General features: G+C 61.9%; 20 protein-coding genes. 9 read left to right on the forward strand and 11 right to left on the reverse strand.

What is annotated here, in order from left to right; all coding sequences use genetic code 11:
- Window positions 1-24: 24 nt before the first annotated feature.
- Genes nadC through nadA form a run of 3 tightly spaced genes read right to left on the reverse strand, consistent with a single transcriptional unit; the run spans window position 25 to window position 3,502 of the window.
- Window positions 25-897, reverse strand: coding sequence for a carboxylating nicotinate-nucleotide diphosphorylase (nadC, locus tag C7T36_RS00965; RefSeq protein WP_045070193.1), 873 nt, complete (start codon window positions 895-897; stop codon window positions 25-27).
- Window positions 894-2,468, reverse strand: coding sequence for an L-aspartate oxidase (locus C7T36_RS00970; RefSeq protein ID WP_045070196.1), 1,575 nt, complete (start codon window positions 2,466-2,468; stop codon window positions 894-896). The genes nadC and C7T36_RS00970 overlap by 4 nt, the downstream gene beginning before the upstream one ends.
- Window positions 2,465-3,502, reverse strand: a complete 1,038-nt coding sequence (gene nadA, locus C7T36_RS00975; protein WP_033230932.1) for a quinolinate synthase NadA — start codon at window positions 3,500-3,502, stop codon at window positions 2,465-2,467. Before nadA ends, C7T36_RS00970 begins: the two co-directional genes overlap by 4 nt.
- 102 nt (window positions 3,503-3,604) lie before the next feature.
- Here nadA and C7T36_RS00980 point away from each other — a divergent pair, with 102 nt between their 5' ends.
- Complete coding sequence (locus C7T36_RS00980) at window positions 3,605-4,333, forward strand: NUDIX domain-containing protein (RefSeq protein WP_033230933.1); 729 nt, start codon at window positions 3,605-3,607, stop codon at window positions 4,331-4,333.
- Between the two features lie 15 nt (window positions 4,334-4,348).
- Here the strand turns inward: C7T36_RS00980 and C7T36_RS00985 are convergent, their stop codons facing one another.
- The 3 genes from C7T36_RS00985 to C7T36_RS00995 form a co-directional block, all read right to left on the reverse strand.
- Entirely contained in the window at window positions 4,349-4,681 is a 333-nt protein-coding gene (locus tag C7T36_RS00985; protein ID WP_045070198.1) for an SDR family NAD(P)-dependent oxidoreductase, read from the reverse strand.
- Window positions 4,682-4,907: 226 nt separating this feature from the next.
- The gene (locus tag C7T36_RS00990) at window positions 4,908-6,281 is read right to left on the reverse strand and encodes a DUF2252 domain-containing protein (protein ID WP_045071068.1); all 1,374 of its coding nucleotides are present in this window, start codon (window positions 6,279-6,281) and stop codon (window positions 4,908-4,910) included.
- Window positions 6,282-6,331: 50 nt separating this feature from the next.
- Entirely contained in the window at window positions 6,332-6,901 is a 570-nt protein-coding gene (locus C7T36_RS00995) for a DUF2567 domain-containing protein (protein ID WP_045070200.1), read from the reverse strand.
- A 121-nt stretch (window positions 6,902-7,022) separates the two neighbouring features.
- Between C7T36_RS00995 and C7T36_RS01000 the strand changes: the two genes are divergently transcribed.
- Entirely contained in the window at window positions 7,023-8,189 is a 1,167-nt protein-coding gene (locus C7T36_RS01000; RefSeq protein WP_045070202.1) for a TDT family transporter, read from the forward strand.
- A gap of 18 nt (window positions 8,190-8,207) precedes the next feature.
- On the opposite strand, the gene C7T36_RS01005 is transcribed toward C7T36_RS01000, so the two are convergent.
- Window positions 8,208-8,432 (reverse strand): hypothetical protein, encoded by a 225-nt coding sequence (locus C7T36_RS01005; protein WP_033230937.1) that lies wholly within the window; start codon window positions 8,430-8,432, stop codon window positions 8,208-8,210.
- Complete coding sequence (bioB, locus tag C7T36_RS01010; protein ID WP_033230938.1) at window positions 8,429-9,457, reverse strand: biotin synthase BioB; 1,029 nt, start codon at window positions 9,455-9,457, stop codon at window positions 8,429-8,431. The genes C7T36_RS01005 and bioB overlap by 4 nt, the downstream gene beginning before the upstream one ends.
- A 139-nt stretch (window positions 9,458-9,596) precedes the next feature.
- Here bioB and C7T36_RS01015 point away from each other — a divergent pair, with 139 nt between their 5' ends.
- The gene (locus C7T36_RS01015; protein ID WP_045070205.1) at window positions 9,597-10,235 is read left to right on the forward strand and encodes a TetR/AcrR family transcriptional regulator C-terminal domain-containing protein; all 639 of its coding nucleotides are present in this window, start codon (window positions 9,597-9,599) and stop codon (window positions 10,233-10,235) included.
- On the opposite strand, the gene C7T36_RS01020 is transcribed toward C7T36_RS01015, so the two are convergent.
- The gene (locus C7T36_RS01020) at window positions 10,221-10,541 is read right to left on the reverse strand and encodes an AzlD domain-containing protein (protein WP_045070207.1); all 321 of its coding nucleotides are present in this window, start codon (window positions 10,539-10,541) and stop codon (window positions 10,221-10,223) included. The two genes, C7T36_RS01015 and C7T36_RS01020, sit on opposite strands and share 15 nt — an antisense overlap.
- Window positions 10,538-11,215, reverse strand: a complete 678-nt coding sequence (locus C7T36_RS01025; RefSeq protein WP_045071069.1) for an AzlC family ABC transporter permease — start codon at window positions 11,213-11,215, stop codon at window positions 10,538-10,540. Before C7T36_RS01025 ends, C7T36_RS01020 begins: the two co-directional genes overlap by 4 nt.
- A gap of 64 nt (window positions 11,216-11,279) precedes the next feature.
- Between C7T36_RS01025 and C7T36_RS01030 the strand changes: the two genes are divergently transcribed.
- The 3 genes from C7T36_RS01030 to C7T36_RS01040 all read left to right on the forward strand — a co-directional run bounded on the left by C7T36_RS01030 (window position 11,280) and on the right by C7T36_RS01040 (window position 12,719).
- Window positions 11,280-11,840, forward strand: a complete 561-nt coding sequence (locus C7T36_RS01030; RefSeq protein WP_084703021.1) for a helix-turn-helix domain-containing protein — start codon at window positions 11,280-11,282, stop codon at window positions 11,838-11,840.
- 91 nt (window positions 11,841-11,931) lie between these two features.
- A complete protein-coding gene (locus tag C7T36_RS01035) occupies window positions 11,932-12,342 on the forward strand; it encodes a VOC family protein (protein WP_045070208.1) in 411 nt (136 codons plus the stop codon).
- Window positions 12,339-12,719 carry a VOC family protein gene (locus tag C7T36_RS01040; RefSeq protein ID WP_045070209.1) on the forward strand — a complete coding sequence of 127 codons (381 nt, stop codon included), beginning with the start codon at window positions 12,339-12,341 and terminating at the stop codon, window positions 12,717-12,719. Before C7T36_RS01035 ends, C7T36_RS01040 begins: the two co-directional genes overlap by 4 nt.
- A gap of 20 nt (window positions 12,720-12,739) precedes the next feature.
- Here C7T36_RS01040 and C7T36_RS29970 read toward each other — a convergent pair whose 3' ends face one another.
- Window positions 12,740-12,898 carry a hypothetical protein gene (locus tag C7T36_RS29970; protein ID WP_165826276.1) on the reverse strand — a complete coding sequence of 53 codons (159 nt, stop codon included), beginning with the start codon at window positions 12,896-12,898 and terminating at the stop codon, window positions 12,740-12,742.
- Between the two features lie 705 nt (window positions 12,899-13,603).
- Between C7T36_RS29970 and C7T36_RS01045 the strand changes: the two genes are divergently transcribed.
- From C7T36_RS01045 to C7T36_RS01055, 3 genes are read left to right on the forward strand one after another with little or no spacing between them, the layout of a single operon-like run.
- On the forward strand, window positions 13,604-15,202 hold the full coding sequence (locus C7T36_RS01045) for an SMP-30/gluconolactonase/LRE family protein (protein ID WP_239654795.1): 1,599 nt from the start codon (window positions 13,604-13,606) through the stop codon (window positions 15,200-15,202).
- Between the two features lie 8 nt (window positions 15,203-15,210).
- Window positions 15,211-16,071, forward strand: a complete 861-nt coding sequence (locus tag C7T36_RS01050; RefSeq protein WP_033230943.1) for an SDR family NAD(P)-dependent oxidoreductase — start codon at window positions 15,211-15,213, stop codon at window positions 16,069-16,071.
- Window positions 16,072-16,099: 28 nt separating this feature from the next.
- Window positions 16,100-17,476, forward strand: coding sequence for an SRPBCC family protein (locus C7T36_RS01055; RefSeq protein ID WP_045070212.1), 1,377 nt, complete (start codon window positions 16,100-16,102; stop codon window positions 17,474-17,476).
- Window positions 17,477-17,479: the final 3 nt, after the last annotated feature.

Consider the following 17,479-nt stretch of genomic DNA (forward strand, 5'->3'; position numbering starts at 1 on the left):
CCGAACAGGCGGCGGCCATGAGAGTCACATATCCAGACCGAGATCCAGAACCGTCACAGAGTGCGTGAGGGCACCGACTGCCAGATAATCGACTCCGGTACCCGCGTACTCGGCGGCAACGTCGAGACTCAGACCGCCGGAAGATTCGAGCTTGGTCGTGGGCGACGCGGTGTTACGTCGCTGCACCGCGATCTGGGTCTGCCACAGCGGGAAGTTGTCCAGCAGAATAAGTTCGACATTTTCGGCAAGCACCAGATCAAGCTGCTCGAGGGTGTCTACCTCGACCTCGCACTCGATGTCCGGCGCAAGTTCACGCACAGCCCGCAGTGCTGCGACGACAGATCCGGCGGCAGCAACGTGATTGTCCTTGATCAAAGCCGCATCACCGAGACCCATGCGGTGATTGACTCCCCCACCGACCTGGACGGCGTACTTCTGCAGCGCGCGCAGACCGGGAAGGGTCTTGCGGCTATCGCGGATCTTTGCATCGGTGCCGGCAACGGCATCAACCCAAGCCGCTGTAGCGGTGGCGATTCCGGACAGGTGGCACACCAAGTTGAGCATCGTCCGTTCCGCCGTGAGCAGTCCGCGGGTAGGCGCTTCGACGGTCAGCACCGATTGGCCAGGAACCACACGGGTGCCGTCGGCAACTCGATCGACAACGTCGTAGTTGCCCGCGCCGATCACTTCGTCGAGGACAAGCAGTCCGATATCGATTCCCGCAACAGTGCCTTCGGCGCGCGAGACAACCGACGCCTTCGCGGTCGCGTCAGCGGGAACTGTCGCAACGGAGGTGACGTCTGGTCCATAGCGAAGATCTTCGTCCAAAGCGAGTCGAACCAGCGTCAGGACTTCGTCAAGCTCGAGGGGGGCCGGCAAGGTCTTCTGCGCGGTCATCGGTGGGCTCCTGTCAACAACATGTCGTGTATTTCCATCTCGCCATCGGCACCGCGCTTGATGCGGATGCTGCGACGCTGATCGGGATCGGTTTCCGGGTAATCGGTGCGGGTGTGGCACCCGCGGCTCTCGGTACGTGCAGCGGCGACCGCAACCAGTGCCGTCGCAGTCACCGTCAACGCGGCGTCCTCGAGTTCCTCGGCATTCACTGCAAGAGTGAGTTCCGCATTCGCAAGGCCGGTGCGTGCAGCTTCGAGGCCGGCGCCGTCTCGAACAACCGATGCGTGAGTAGTCATGATCGTCTGAACGGCCTCGCGGGGCAATATCGGCAGCGGTGCGCTGGCGACGTTGACAACCTCGGCGTGAACCTCACGTCGCTCCGCGGCGGCGATCCCGGCTCGCTCCCCAACGACCAATCCTTCGAGAAGACTATTGGATGCAAGGCGATTGGCACCGTGCAGACCGGTACGGGCAACTTCTCCCGCCGCATAGAGTCCCGGAACTCCGGTACGTCCGTGGACGTCCGTCGCGACACCACCACACGAGTAGTGGGCGGCGGGAGCAACCGGAATCAGCTGCGTCCGAGGATCTATGCCCGCCTCGAGGCACGAGGCCGTGATGTTCGGGAATCGCGTCGAGAACCCGTCGAGTTTTCGAGCGTCGAGGTACACATGATCGCTGCCCAGGTCACGCAGACGCGCGGCAATTGCCCGCGAGACGACGTCACGGGGCGCCAGATCACCAAGGGGGTGAACTCCTGCAGTCACCGAATCACCGTTGGTGTCAACAAGAATTGCACCCTCACCGCGTACGGCCTCACTGATCAGCGGCCGTCGACCGAGGCCGCCGGGAGTGAACAGAACCGTCGGGTGGAACTGCACGAATTCGAGGTCGGCGACCGACGCACCAGCTGCGAGCGCCAGCGCGATACCGTCAGCGGTTGCACCGGGCGGATTGGTACTGCACGAGTACAACTGGCCGAGACCACCCGTCGCCAACAGAACAGCAGGCGCATGGATCACGCCCAGGCCGTCCGGGGAGGACACGACAAGCCCGCACACACCGCGCCGATTGGTGACTACCTGCACGGCAGCGGCGCCGAACAGGACCGGGAGACCAGCGGCGTTGAGTGCCCGCTGCACTTCCGCGCCGGTGGCGTCTCCACCGGCGTGGATGATTCGCCTGGTGCTGTGGCCACCCTCGCGGGTACGGGACACTTCGCCGTCACGCCCACGATCGAACACTGCACCGAGCGCGGCCAGTGCCGCGACTGCCTCGTGCCCTGCTTCCACAACGGAGTACACCGCTGCTTCGTCGCACAGTCCGACACCGGCTTCGCAGGTATCGGCGACATGTGAATCCACCGAATCGGTACTCAAGTCGCCCACGACGGCAATCCCGCCCTGCGCATACTGCGTCGACGTATCGGTCGGACCGCCCTTGCTGACAGTGAGCACCTTCAACCCGCGTATCGACGCGACGCGCGCGGCTGTGAGCCCCGCAACGCCGCCGCCGACCACAACAAGATCGGCATGCGCCTCCCAGGCGTAGCGCCCGGCAGGGCTCGTCACTCGCCGCCGCCCGGATTACCGATCTCGATCATGCGCTGCACAGATTTCTGAGCACGCTTGGCCATCTCGAGGTCGACGTGAACCTCGTCCTTGCCTTCGAGGAGGCAACGAAGCAACGCGGCCGGAGTGATCATCTTCATGTACGGGCACGACGCGCGGTCGTTCACCGCCTGGAAGTCGACATCCGGTGCGGCTTTACGCAACTGGTGCAGCATGCCGATTTCCGTGGCGACCAGAACCTGCTTGCTCTTCGTGACGCGGGCAGCGTCGAGCATGCCACCGGTGGAGAGGATCTTGACCTTGTCCGCCGGAACCGCACCTTCACCGGCCAAGTACAGAGCCGAAGTGGCACAACCGCATTCAGGGTGCACAAAAAGCTCGGCATCGGGGTGAGCCTTGGACTTCGCCGTCAACTCGTCACCGTTGATACCCGCGTGGACGTGGCATTCACCGGCCCAGATCTGCATGTTGGTGCGGCCTGTGACGCGCTTGACGTGGGCTCCGAGGAACTGGTCCGGGAGGAAGAGAACTTCCCGGTCGGGATCAATGGAGTTGACCACGTCGACTGCATTGGACGACGTGCAGCAGATGTCCGTCAGGCCCTTGACCTCGGCCGTGGTGTTGACATATGACACGACGAGGGCGTTCGGGTTGTCCGCCTTCCACTCGCGAAGTTGCTCCGCGTTGATGGAATCAGCCAACGAGCAACCGGCGCGCTCGTCCGGAATCAGCACCGTCTTGGACGGCGACAGAATCTTGGCGGTCTCGGCCATGAAGTGGACGCCGCAGAACACGATCGTGTCTTCGGGGGCCTCCGCCGCGATACGCGAGAGGGCAAGAGAGTCACCGACGTGGTCGGCGACATCCTGAATAGCGGGAAGCTGGTAATTGTGCGCCAGAATCGTGGCACCGCGTTCGCGAGCCAGACGTTTGACCTCGGCAGCCCACTCGGGGGTCGCTTCGACTCCTGCGTAACCGCCGGGGCCGTCGTGAATCTGCGAGGTCGATCCCTCCCACAACGTCGTGGTCGTCATGGCGTTCTCCTTCACCGTGAACCCAGGCTCATCACCCAGTTCAAATCCGAACGGGCTGGCCCGGATTTCCGTTATCGAGGTTTTCGACTTACGATCGAAAACGTGCCCAATAGTAACACCACCCACGAAGTGCTCACAGCGGTGTTCCAGGTTCGAGCCTTTCCCACTGACATCACCGCAGGTGACGGCGCTCACAGCACCGATGAACGTGAAGAACTTGCCGTCCTGCTGTGGCAGCGCGCGCTCGATCCACAGAAGGGCACATGGTCACTGCCCGGCGGCACCCTGCGTGACGACGAGGACCTCACCACGTCGGCTCGCAGACTCCTCGCCGACAAGGTCGATCTGCGTAAGGTCGCACATCTCGAACAACTGTCCGTTTTCAGCGATCCGCAGCGCGTTCCGGGTGGGCGCCGCATCGCGTCGACCTTCCTGGGACTGGTTCCCTTGAGCGCGGACCCTCAACTTCCGTCCGACACTGCGTGGCACCCGGTGTCGCAGCTGCCGGAGATGTCTTTCGACCACGGCACTGTTGTTCGGCACGCCCGCAACCGACTGGCCGCCAAGCTCTCCTACACGAACATCGGCTTCGGCCTGGCTCCAGACGAGTTCGCGATGTCGACTCTGCGTGAAATCTATTGCGCTGCACTTGGATATCAGGTGGATGCAACCAATCTGCATCGAGTCCTTTGCCGACGCGGTGTGCTCACAGCCACCGGAAACACGGCGCCGTCCGGGAAATCAGGTGGCCGTCCGCCGGCGCTCTACCGCTTCACCGACTCCACGCTGCGCGTGACGGACGAGTTTGCGGCTCTACGACCACCAAGCTGACTGCGAATATTACAGTCAGGCAACAGCATCGACATCACTTCTCATCATCCATGCTGCGGCGACGGTTCCGGTGGGATCGACCACGCGGTTGATCGTGCCGAAACGTGCACCCACCCGGTCGAGAATGCGATCCGCCTGCCAACGATCCGTCGGATCCGCGACAACCGCGAAGAACCGATGCGCCGGCTTGCCAGCCATGATCCGAACCAGTTCCGTAACGCTCCGAGCCGTCACTGCCACATTCCAGCCGGCAGCAAGGAACTCGGCGGCAACACGCGTTCCGTGATCGCGGCCGATATCGGTCACCAACACCACTCCCCGGTCGAGAACAACTGTGTGAGCACTCATTGCGGCATCTCCTTCGAGGAATCAATCACTGTGACTCCTATGTAAGCCCACAATCTTGTGCTGCCGTTGTGCTCATTCTGTGAGAACTCTGGGGATTCGGCCTAGGAAGGACGAATGATCGGTGGCATGGGGCTTTCGCTGACCAAAGCCACGGCAACGTCGTGTTTCGCAGCGAGTTCGCAAAATACCCGTTGAGCGTCCTCGGCCTGGCTCGCGCGGTCCACCATCACCAACCGGGAGCACGCGCCACCGATCCACGGGCAATCGCCGCAACCAACTGTGCGTGATCGCGCTCGTTCTGATCCGCGTACCGGCGCGCGAACTTCGCCAAAGCCACAACGGCTTTGTCCGACTGGCCGAGATATTCGGAGATCGCGCTCGCGTCACCGCTGCGGGCATGAGCACGAGCCAGCACTTCCCCACACGCACTTGCGAATTCGGCGAGGTACGGTCCGATGGTTGCGCCGTCGGGAATGACCTTCATGTCGCGGAATTGTCGAACGTAGAAATCCATGCCGCCAACACTGGTCCACCCGACGAACATGTCAGTCGCACTCTGAAGCATGCGTTGCCCTTGGACAACTCGCTCACCGCAGTTCGAGTATCTGCTCGGTTCGACGTTTCCCTCGTACACCGAGGGCCCGGCCTGCTTGATCTGGAGGAAAAGCGGATCGCCGGTCCGACGCTCTTCGAGAAGTGCAAGATAAACACGCATCCCGACGCTGCCGACACCCACCACTTGCCGCACCACGTCCGATGCCCGATATCGCGAGAGCAGACTCCAGATATGGTCCGGAACCGAAGTGCTGTAACCGGCCACGACCTCGGTGACAAGTTCGACCTGACTGTCGCCGACGTGGGTGCGGAACGGTGGCTCTTCACGGATAAGTCGCCGTCCGTCGACAATCTCCGTGAGCTTGCGTGACGCTCCCCGACTGGTTCGACTCTGAGCTTTGTTTTCGATCATTTTCCCGGCGCGCAGGGCAGTATCCGGGGTGAAGTAACCCAGTAGACGGTCGACGTCGATGCGGTCGTACCAGATGTCGATTTCGGGGGTTGCAGCGTAGGACTCGATCTTGTCTCGGTAGGCCCTCATTGCTGCCACCGTCGCCGCTTCTGCACGGTCCTCGGAAACTCCGTTCTCACGGGCGAGGACAACGATGCTTGCGGCGAGTCTCTTGACGTCCCACTCGAACGGGCCCGGAACGGTTTCGTCGAAGTCGCGGAGATCGAAGGACAAGTTGCGTTCCGGGGTGGCCCAGAGCCCGAAGTTCAGCACATGGGCATCTCCACACAACTGCACCCCGATGCCTGTGTTCGGCGCCGATCCGAGATCGGCGGCCATGACCGCGGCCGCGCCCCGGAAGTACGTCCACGGAGATGCCGCCATTCGGCCATGCCGGATGGGCAGCAAGTCCTGCGCCCGAATCGTGTTCTGCGCCAGTATCGTTGCGAGCGAATCGTGACCCCGCTCGGCGTCGTTCCACAGCGCTAGTTGCGAGCGGGTCACAACCTTGCGAGCAGACCTACCACCCAGCAACACCTCAGGAGTGGTTACTGTGGCGCGCGGACGGGCGATGTCAGCTTCGAATACAGGCACGCGCTGAGTATGAACGACAACGGACAATTAGGCGTCTGCTAGACCAACCGTCAGGACAATTCCTGCGTCGCGGGCTCCGACAACACATCAGCCTCGACGTCCGCGTCGTCCGCATGGTCGGCAACCCCGAGGTCGTCGTACGGGCTCAGTGCCACAAGAACCAATGTCGTGATGCACGCCGCCAACGGCTGAACGATCAGCACCAGCAACGTGCCGATGCCGGGCGCCCGCGCGATGATCTCCCCCACCGCCGGATTGTCGACGGACGGAAATCGCAACTTCGCGATGCCGGTGCCCACTGCAGCCATCAGTGCAGTACCGAGCACTGAACCGACGATCAACCCGCCGAGCGCGTACGGCCCTCGGCTGAGTCTCGCGAGCCACGCGGCCACCCCGGTGAGAACACCGAGAATCAGGGCAAGCAGGAAAAAGATCGCGACCGCATCGAACTGATGAAGACTCTCCCCGGTCAGCGCAATTCCGCGGCCCTCGGCGACAACCAACAGATGCTCGGCCGGCACCAGGAACGCCCACAGCACTCCGATCAGCGCGCTGACCGCTGCCGTTGAGCAACCGATGAGAAGGGCAGTGCGTAGTCGAGTCCGCCGAAGAGAAATCACATTGTGTGACGCTACCTTCCCCCGTCCATCAGTCGAGAACCTCTCGGAATCAGTGCCGGCGCCGCTACGCTGACCTGACGCACCATTTCATATCAATTGGCGCCCTGAGCGAGGAGCAATCGTGGTTGCACCGCACCAGCCGTGGTTACTTTCCTCACTGCAATCGCCCGGGCAGATCCTCGGCAATCTCGGGCCGAACTGGTTCGCGTCCGTCATGGGCACCGGAATTGTCGCGACGGCAGCAGCAACACTCCCCGTGCAAGTTCGGGGTCAGCAAGTGTTTGCACAGGTGATGTGGACACTCGCCGCGATTTTGCTCGTGGTTCTCGTCGTCGCAGTGGTGGCGCATTGGGTACGCCATCCGACGGTGGCTCGCAGCCATGCACACAACCCACAGATGGCGCATTTCTACGGCGCCGCACCGATGGCATTTCTGACAGTGGGAGCCGGAGCGCTATTGGTCGGAAAGTCTCTCATCGGGGAACGCGCTGCTGTCGGCCTCGACGCGGCACTGTGGACGATGGGAACCATCGGCGGACTATTTACCGCAATGACCATCCCTTATCTGATGTTCACTCAGCACAAGGTCGAAGCGGACGCGGCCTTCGGCGGGTGGCTGATGCCCGTCGTTCCGCCCATGGTCTCCGCCGCGACCGGCGCGCTGCTCATCCCCCATATGCCGCCCGGCACCGGACGCACGACGATGCTCTACGGCTGTTACGCCATGTTCGGCCTGTCGTTGTTCGCGTCGTTCATCATCATCACGATGGTGTGGAGTCGCCTCGCCCACTTCGGCACCTCCGGAACCGCTCGTGTGCCGACTCTGTGGATCGTCCTGGGTCCGCTGGGCCAGTCCATCACCGCGGTCGGCCTGCTCGGAGCGAACGCGCATCTTGCCGTTTCACCGCAGTTGGCATCGGGGATGGGAATCTTTTCGATCCTGTTCGGAGTTCCCGTGTGGGGATTCGCGGTGTTGTGGATCGGATTGGCCACAGCGCTGACAGTCCGGACCGCACGCCAGGGAATGCCGTTTGCCCTGACGTGGTGGAGTTTGACTTTTCCGGTCGGAACATTTGTCACTGGCACAACACAATTGGCGTTGCATACCGAATTGCCGGCTTTCCGATACGCCGCTGCCATCGCCTACGTCGGGCTATTGGGCACGTGGTGCCTGGTGGCAGTCCGAACTGCCCGCGGCAGCCTTCGCGGAAATCTGTTCCTGCCGCCTCCGACGACTGGGGCGATCAAGGCACACAAATTCCCACCGGTGACAACGCCTCCGACGTGAGTTGCCACCTGCCGCGCGCTACCTGAGCTTTGCGTCGATCGAGTCGACCACTCCGTGACGTGAGCACTTTGCCCACCACCCGTCTGGGCTGATTTGCACGATCATGCGCCGACCGCAGTGCTCGCAGAACCGAGGTGGTTCGAGTCCGAGCGACGCAGCGGCCGGCGTCGGGTCTTCGACGCCCTCGACGAGTCGACGCCCGGTGTACGGGTTGTATCGCTCGTCCGTGACCGACTCGGTCACAGCGTGTCGTTCAGGGCTTTGATCGGCATCTGCAGATCGATGAGCAAATCGAGGTCACTTTCGGCTGGACGGCCGAGCGTCGTGAGGTAGTTACCGACGATGACGGCATTGATGCCGCCGAGGATTCCCTGCTTGGCACCAAGGTCACCGAGCGTGATCTCACGCCCACCGGCAAAACGCAGGATGGTGCGCGGCAATGCGAGGCGGAATGCCGCCACGGACTTCAGCGCCTCGCTTGCGGGAAGGACCTCGAGATCGCCGAACGGCGTTCCCGGACGCGGATTGAGGAAGTTGAGCGGGACCTCGTCTGGCTCCAGTTCAGCGAGGTTCGCGGCAAATTCCGCTCGCTGCTCCAACGTCTCGCCCATTCCCAGAATTCCGCCACAGCACACTTCCATGCCCGCTTCGCGAACCATGCGCAACGTGTTCCACCGCTCGTCCCACGTGTGAGTGGTGACCACGTTCGGGAAATGCGATTTCGAGGTTTCCAGGTTGTGGTTGTACCGGTGCACTCCCATCGCGGCGAGTTGATCAACCTGCTCCTGCGTCAGCATGCCGAGCGAGCAGGCGATCTGAATGTCGACCTCATTGCGGATCGCTTCGATTCCGGCCGCGACCTGCGCCAGCAACTTCGCGTCCGGCCCACGGACGGCGGCAACGATGCAGAATTCCGTGGCACCCGATTTGGCCGTCTGCTTGGCAGCCTCCACCAGGCTGGGAATATCGAGCCACGCCGCACGCACGGGAGATTGGAAAAGCCCGGACTGCGAGCAGAAATGGCAGTCCTCGGGGCAACCGCCGGTCTTGAGGCTGATGATGCCTTCGACCTCGACTTCGGGCCCACACCATTTCATACGCACATCGTGGGCGAGGGCCAGCAGGTCCTCCAGGCGTTCGTCGCCCAATCGAAGTACGTCGAGCACCTGGCTTTCGCTCAGGCCTTCGCCGCGTTCGAGGACCTGCTCGCGGGCGAGGTCGAGGATGTCGATCGAAGCGGGCGCCGTGCTTACCGAGGTCGGAGTCACCGGGAGTCTCCTTCAAGACTGGAAAATTGAACACCGTACAAGTTGAACGGTGTTCACGTTAGAGACGAGGTGGAATACTGTCAAAGGCAAGCTCCGATGAGGCCATCGGTTCGATCCACAGAGAACGAGGGGCAAACACGTGCAGTTGCGACGCGGAGACGTTCTGGACGGCGCTATGGCGATCCTCGACGAATTCGGCCTGGCCGACCTCACGATGCGCAGACTCGCCACGTCTCTCGGCGTTCAGCCCGGCGCCCTGTACTGGCATTTCCCGAACAAGCAGACTTTGCTCGGCGCGGTGGTCGACAAGATCCTCGAGGGCGTGGACACCCCGATCGACGCCGAGAACTGGGAAGAATCCTATTCCGAACTGGCACACAGACTTAGGTCCGCTCTGCTGGCGCACCGCGACGGCGCCGAGTTGGTGAGCGCCACCTTCGCGTCACGGATGACGACAAGCGAGGTGCGCGAGAACTTCGTGACTGCCGGACTCACGTCAGGCCTGTCACGGGAACATGCCGAACTCGCAGCCTACGCAGTCCTGTACTACGTCCTCGGGCATACCGTCGACGAACAGTCTCGCGCCCAAATGGAAGAACTCGGCGCCCTGACCAGGGCTCCCATCTCCCCCGACGCCCCGGAGATCATCGGCGGCGGATCCGACGACGATCTCCTCGCCGGCGATCCCACCGTCCGCTTCCAGTTCGGCCTCGACCTGTTCATCGACGGAATACGCGCACGATTGACAAACCCGCACGCTGCGCTACGCAATTCCTGACAACCGCAGCAGTGCGGTGACGCCCGCCGCGACGAACACCACCGCAACCAGTGGAGCTTTGAACCACGCAGCAATCGCGCCGGCGCTCACGCCGATAACACGTGCGGGCCCACCAAAATCGTTGCCGTCGAATAGCATCGACGTCAGCGCTACGGCAACCAGCAGACACACAATACTGCGATCGAGCGACGCAAGCGCCCCAGCGGACAGTGCAACCCGAGCCCGGAGTAGAACTCCACTGACCCGCAAGGCATAAGTGCCACAGGCAAATACGATGATCGCAACACTCACGCCCAGTGCGCTCATCGGGCGTTCTCCCGAAACGGGAGGACAGCAGCCATCCCCAACAAGGCCACAAGTGGGGCCATTCCCGATGGCAAGAAGGTCGAAGTGCCCACCGCTACAACCGCGCCGACGGACGCCGCAATCAACGTGAGTCTCTCCTTCAATGCCGGCAACACCAGCGCGAGAATCACGACCGGAAACGCGGCGTCCAGTCCGAGCGTCGCCGGATTCTGGACCACCGAGCCGAGAATTCCGCCCGTCAACGCACCGAGCGGCCAGCAGATCGCGATTCCGATTCCGCACAGCCAGAAGGCCGCTCGCTTTCGCGCGAGAGTGGACTGAGCGGTGGCAATCGCCACGGATTCGTCATTGACCAGGTGCGCGCCCACCACTCGCCGCCAGCCTTGGCCGAGGAATGAGCCGACAGATAATCCGTAGGCAAAATTTCGTGAATTGATCAGCAACCCGGCAAGAACCGCCGCGACCGGACTTCCGCCGACGGCGATGATCCCGATGAACAGAAACTCCGACGATGCCCCGAGCACCAGGATCGCAAGCACAAGCAGTTGCCAGAGCGAGAATCCGGCAGACCCGGCAGTGACGCCGTAGGACACCCCCACCACGGCCACAGACGCGCAAATCAACGCGGCCACCCGGACAGTGTCACGATCAAGTGTTCGCCATAGAGAACGCATGTATTCTATGTTGAACGAACTGACACCGTTCGTCAAGGCGAACGAATGATCGGAGCATCGAACAATGGTGAGTGGGGACAGCACACCTCAGCAACTGGTTGCGCGTGCGCTCAAACGAGAGCGCACCCGAGCCGGACTGAGCATCTCCGAAGTCGCACGACGGGCCGACATCGCCAAATCGACACTCTCACAACTCGAATCCGGCCTGGGAAACCCCAGCCTGGAAACGTTGTGGGCTCTCGGAAACGCGCTGGGCGTTCCGTTCGCGCAACTCGTCGACTCTCCGTCGCACCCTGTCCAGTTGATTCGCGCCGGTGACGGCCCGGCCATTGGGTCTGCAAACGCGTCGTACATTGCGACGCTTCTGGCTCCCAGCCCACCGAATGCCCGGCGCGACCTCTACCGGATAGTCGCCGAGCCGGGCGAACCGCGCATATCCACGCCGCATGCACGCGGAACCACCGAACACGTTGTCATCGGTCATGGTCGAGCCGAAGTCGGACCGACTACCGACCCCGTCGAACTGGGCCCGGGTGACTACCTCTCCTACCCCGGCGACGAAGAACATATCTTCCGAGCGCTCGAACCCGGCACGACGGCAATCCTGGTGTCCGAACATATCTGAGTATCGTGCGATGACTTTTGCGGAAGTGGGCAGTCTATAAATCTAGGCAGTCCTTCTCGACTCGCCCGTACGGCTACCAGCAGGAGGAAGCATGTCCGGATCCAGCATCGGGAGCATTTTGCTCTCCAGCACCAACCCAGATCGGCTGCGCGACTGGTATGCGCAGGCATTTGCGCCGAAAGTCGACCGAACACCCGGAGAACCCGGCTACGACGTCCTCGACTTCAACGGTTTCTACGTGATGATCGACAAACGCGACGACATCGGCGACACCAACAAAGAACCCGGCCGAATGTTCCTCAATATCGAGACCGACGATGCGCGCGCAATTGCGAAGCGGATCGATGCGCTCGACGGAGCCTGGTTCGCCCCGCTCGAAGACCGCGGCGGCAGTTGGTTTGCCACTGCGATCGATCCCGATGGCAACTACATCCAGATTATCGAGTTCAGCGAGGCAGCCCGAGCAGAGATGGAGTCGACCATGAGTGAGGACAAGAAATGAGCGCACTCGGAAGCACAAAGGCCATCAGCGGATTCTCTGTCGACGACATTGACGCAGCCAAGAAATTCTATGGCGAAACCCTTGGATTGAAGGTCACAGACGAGGAAATGGGAATTATCCGCCTGCACCTAGCAGGTGGGACCGAAATACTCGTCTATCCCAAGCCGAATCACGAACCCGCGTCGTACACGATCCTGAATTTCCTCGTGCACGATATCGACAGTGCGGTCGACGAACTGACCGGCCGCGGAGTGGAGTTCGTCAAATACGACGGCTTCCCGCAGGAGGAGAACGGCATCATGCGAGGCAACGGCCCCGATATCGCCTGGTTTACCGACCCGGCCGGAAACGTGATCTCCGTCCTGAAAGAATCCTGACCCGTCTCGGCGCCGAAAAACTACCCGCTGAACAGTTGCGACTGGCGCTGTTCAGCGGTGTCGGCGTTGGAACGTTCCGCCACAGATGCGGTGCGTTCGGACGCCAATTCCTCTGCAGTTTTTTCGATCTCGGCCGACTCCGTCGCACTGGAGTCGGAGAACAAATTCGATTCGTACATTTGCCACCCTTGTGATTTTCACCCGCCGCGATTTTCACCCTATTGCCGTAGAAACGGCACCTATCCGGAACGGATGACTCAGCGGTTCATCCACCAGTCTTGCACGCCATCGCGTTACCGGAATAAACGGTATCCACGGTTGCGTCCAGAGGAGGGTGGAAAGTGATCGCAGAGCGGGCCAACCACGCACGAATCGTGGATGCCTTCGCGGATGTAGGCAATGCAGTGACCGCATCGCGTGACGCCGAGGCCGGCCCAAAGGTAGTCGCGCGCTAACCCGCCTTCGGGCAGATCAGCACCTGGACTTACGGTCTCGATCATGCCTCCGTCCGGCATATAGCCGAAGTGTGCCGGATTGCTCGAAGGTCAGGGCGAACGAAAGTCGCTGTCCACCAAGGACAGTCAAAACCCCTTGCCCGCCGGCCAGCAGCGCCGGACTCACAGCGAACAAACCGCCGTACTGCACATACGCACATGGCGGTCATCAGTACTGCCCACGATCAGTGCTGCGTCAAAACCGGAAATCAGACACACATATAGCGAGAATCGTACTTCCATCCTCCTAAGGATTGCAATACTTGAAATGCTTAGGGTTCCGTGATTAGCTCACGATCAACGAAGAGTGGCGCACGTCACGACCCAATCGGTCAGTCGAGGCCCGTCTACTCACCCCCAAAAATCTCTCCTCACCACAGGAGGCACTCCTTGACACAGGCGGCCCGCTACACCAGCCCAGCGCAATTCACCCTCGCCGAGGGCTGGAATCTCACCCGGCTCACTCCCCCGAGCAGGCTGTTCGGCGCAAACGGACTCCGCACCGGACCGGACGGCCGCGTCTACGTGGCACAGGTGGCAGGCAGCCAGATCAGCGCGCTCGACATCAACACCGGCAACCTCGAGACCATCAGCGCCATGGGCAGCGACATCGTTGCGCCCGACGACGTCGCCTTCGATCCCACCGGTGACCTGTACATCACCGAGTACTACGACGGCCGGGTCAGCGTGCGCGAATCAAGCGGCAGCACGCGGCTTTTGCGCGACGACCTCCCCGGAGTCAACGGAATCACGTTCCACCAGGGGCGACTGTTCGTCAACGAGTGCCGCATCGGTGGCCGGTTGATGGAACTGAGCCTCGACGGCGGCGCACCCCGGATACTTCTCGAAAACCTCCCGATGCCCAACGGCATGGAGGTCGGTCCCGACGGGAAGCTGTACTACCCGGTGCTCGGGACCAACGAAATCTGGCGCATCGACCCCGACGGCAACGGTGAACCCGAACGCGTCGCAGCAGATCTCGGCGTCCCGGACGCAGTCAAGTTCGACTCCGAGGGCTTCATCGTCTCCACCCAGGTGGCGTCGGGCGAAGTGCTGCGGATCAATCCCCGCAACGGCGATCGCACCGTACTGGCAAGCCTCAATCCCGGACTCGACAACCTCACCTTCGTAGGTGATCGACTGTTCGTATCGAGTTTCACCGGCCAGATCACGGAGATCCTCGATGGTGGCCGAACCCGCACCGCCTTGGCCGACGGTTTGACTTGGCCCCTGGATTTGACCGTTGGCCCGGACGGCACGTTGTACATCGCCGATGGCACCTTCTTGCTCGCACTCGAACCGAGCGGCGAACTCCGCACTCTCGGAATGCTTTTCAGCCCAGGATACCCCGGTTACATCCGCGGAATGACGGCCGTCGGCGACGGCGAATTCATCGTCGCGGGCAACGGAACCGTTTCGCGCTACAACGCCGTCACCGCTGAAAGTGAGGTCCTCGCCGAAGGACTCGACCAACTCTACGGTGTCGCGGTCTCCGCGAACGGAACCATCGCGGTTGCCGACCTGGGAGCAGGCAAAGTTGTTGCCGTCGGGTCGAGCGGGCAGGTTGAAGAATTGGCCTCGGGACTGCACGACCCGATGGGCGTGGCCTTCACCGCGGACGGTACCTGCCTGGTCTCCGAAGCCGGCGCCGGACGAATCGTCGCGATCAACGGCTCCAGCGTCGACACGATCGTCGACGGACTCGAGAACCCGCAGGGAATTCTTGTTCGGGGCGGCGTGCTCTACATCGTCGATGTCGGAACAAAAGCCCTGATCAGCTTCGATCTGTCGACCAAGATTCAGCAGCGAGTTGCCGGCAATCTGCCGGTGGGCGCACCCGAGGGTGTCACCCCCAAGCCGCTGCTGGGACTAGCGCCGTTCTCCGGTCCTCAGGGCCCGTTCGCCGGCATCGCGGCCGGACCGGACGGAACAATCTACGTCTCCGCAGATGCAGAGGGCAGCGTCCTGGCACTACGCAAGGCAGTGTGAGCCGCGCCATGAGCAACAGCCAAGTTGGCGACAGCTTTGTCGGTCTGGACGGACGCATCGTGGTTGTCTCGGGCGCAGCAGGCGGCGGGATCGGCACGTCGGTAACGAGCATGCTTGCCCGCGCCGGAGCAACCGTGATCGCCGTGAGCCGTTCCAAGGAAAACCTCGACACCCACATCGCACCACTTATCGCGCAGGGTCTTTCGATCATCCCACTCGCGGCCGATGCGTCCACCGACGACGGTATTGCCATCGTGCGGGAGCAGATTCGACGCACCGACGGCAAACTGCACGGATTGGTCAACGTCGCCGGCGGCGCTGCCCCTGCAACCTGGATGCCGTCCACTCGCGTCACCCGAGCGGACTGGCGTGAATTGTTCACGGCAAATCTCGAAACGATGTTCTTCATGAGCCAGATGGTCGCGTCGGAATTGAAGGCGCAGAGCCGTCCGGGTTCCATCGTGTCGATCTCGTCGATCAGCGGAATGAACACCGCGCCTTTTCATATCGGTTACGGCAGTGCAAAAGCCGCCTTGGTCGCGGCAACCCGCACGATGGCCGTGGAACTCGCCGAAGTCGGTATTCGAGTGAACGCCATCGCTCCCGGCGTGACCGCCACCCCTGCGTCCTCCACCTACGTCGACGACGATCCCGAGCGTGATCGCCGCGCCATCACGATGGGTCGACGCGGCCGCCCTGAGGAGCAAGCCGGTGCAATTCTCTTCCTGCTGTCGGATCTCTCGACCTACATCACCGGACAGACATTGCTCGTGGACGGCGGACTGAATCTCAAGTGGACGCACATGGGCCCAGATCACACGTCACTTTTTCTCAAGGACGAATCGTTCCGCGACGCGATAACGCACTGACACAGAACCGATGTGAAGAGGAGACACCATGACCGACACCGCCGAGAGCATTCCGGAATCGACTGTAACCGAGTCACATTCCACACCACTCACCATCGGTGTGGAGGCATACATTTCGCAGACGTATGCCCGCGCCGAGGGCGACAAGCTGTGGTCGAAAGTATGGCAGCAGGTCGGTCGGGTGGAGGAAATTCCCAAGGTCGGCGACTTTCTCACCTACGAAATTCTCGATGAATCGGTCATCATCGTGCGCTCGACCCCGGACACGATCAGTGCCTATCACAACGTCTGCTCCCACCGCGGTCGCCGACTCGTCGACACGCCGCCCGGTGCCCACGAAGCCCGCGGCCAGGCAAGGCAATTCATCTGCGGGTTTCACGGCTGGCGGTACGACCTCGACGGCAAGAACACCTTCGCCGCCGAACGTCAGGACTGGCCGTGTGGGTTGACCGAGGAATCAACGAAGCTGCGTGGTGTCACCGTGGACACCTGGGGTGGATGGATCTGGATCAACATGGATCCGGGCTGCGAACCTCTGCGTGACTATCTCGAGCCCGCGGCTTCACTTCTCGATCATTTCCACCTCGAGAACATGCGGTACCGCTGGCGCAAATGGCTTGTCTTCGACTGCAACTGGAAAGTTGCGCTCGAAGCGTTCATGGAGACCTACCATGTTCCGTACACCCACCCGGAGTTCATGAACTTCGGGAATTTTCTCGGTTGGTCCCGCGCCCAAGGTAAGCACAGCAACATCGGCTACGACGCACCGAAGGGCATGGAAGAAAACCAGGCAAAACTGCGCATCGGCAGCGGCGCGGACCCCCGTAAGTCGACCATCGAAATGCAGAACTTCACGTGGGAAAATGCAAACACCAATACAACTCGGACCCTCGTCGATGCGGCCCAGCGACTGATCGACGAACTCCCCGAGGGCACCCCATCGGATCAGGTTCTGCGTCACTGGCTGGATTCGGCCAGGCGCGACGACGAAGCGCGTGGCGTGATCTGGCCGACCGTCGACCCACAGGTTGTCGCCGCAAGTGGCACAGCGTGGCAGATCTTCCCGAACTTCCAAATCGGGCACGCCCTGAACAACATGCTCTGCTACAGCGCCCGGCCATACGGCGACGATCCGAACAAGTGCATCTTCGAGGCCGCTGTCTACGAACTCTTCCCCGCCGGCGAGGAACCGGAAACCGAATGGGAGTTCACCCCGCCGGAGGATCCGGCCTGGCGAACCGTCCTGCCACAAGACTTCGTGAACATGGCTGCGGTCCAGAAAGGTATGAAGTCGCAAGGCTTTTCAGGGCCGAAACCCAACCCGTACCGCGAACGCAGCATCGTCAACCTCCACCACAACCTAGCCACGTACATGGGTACCGGTGCGCCGGTGGATTTCGCCTGACTC

It is taken from the genome of Rhodococcus sp. AD45-ID (assembly GCF_003023755.1).
Classification (GTDB): domain Bacteria; phylum Actinomycetota; class Actinomycetes; order Mycobacteriales; family Mycobacteriaceae; genus Rhodococcus_F; species Rhodococcus_F globerula.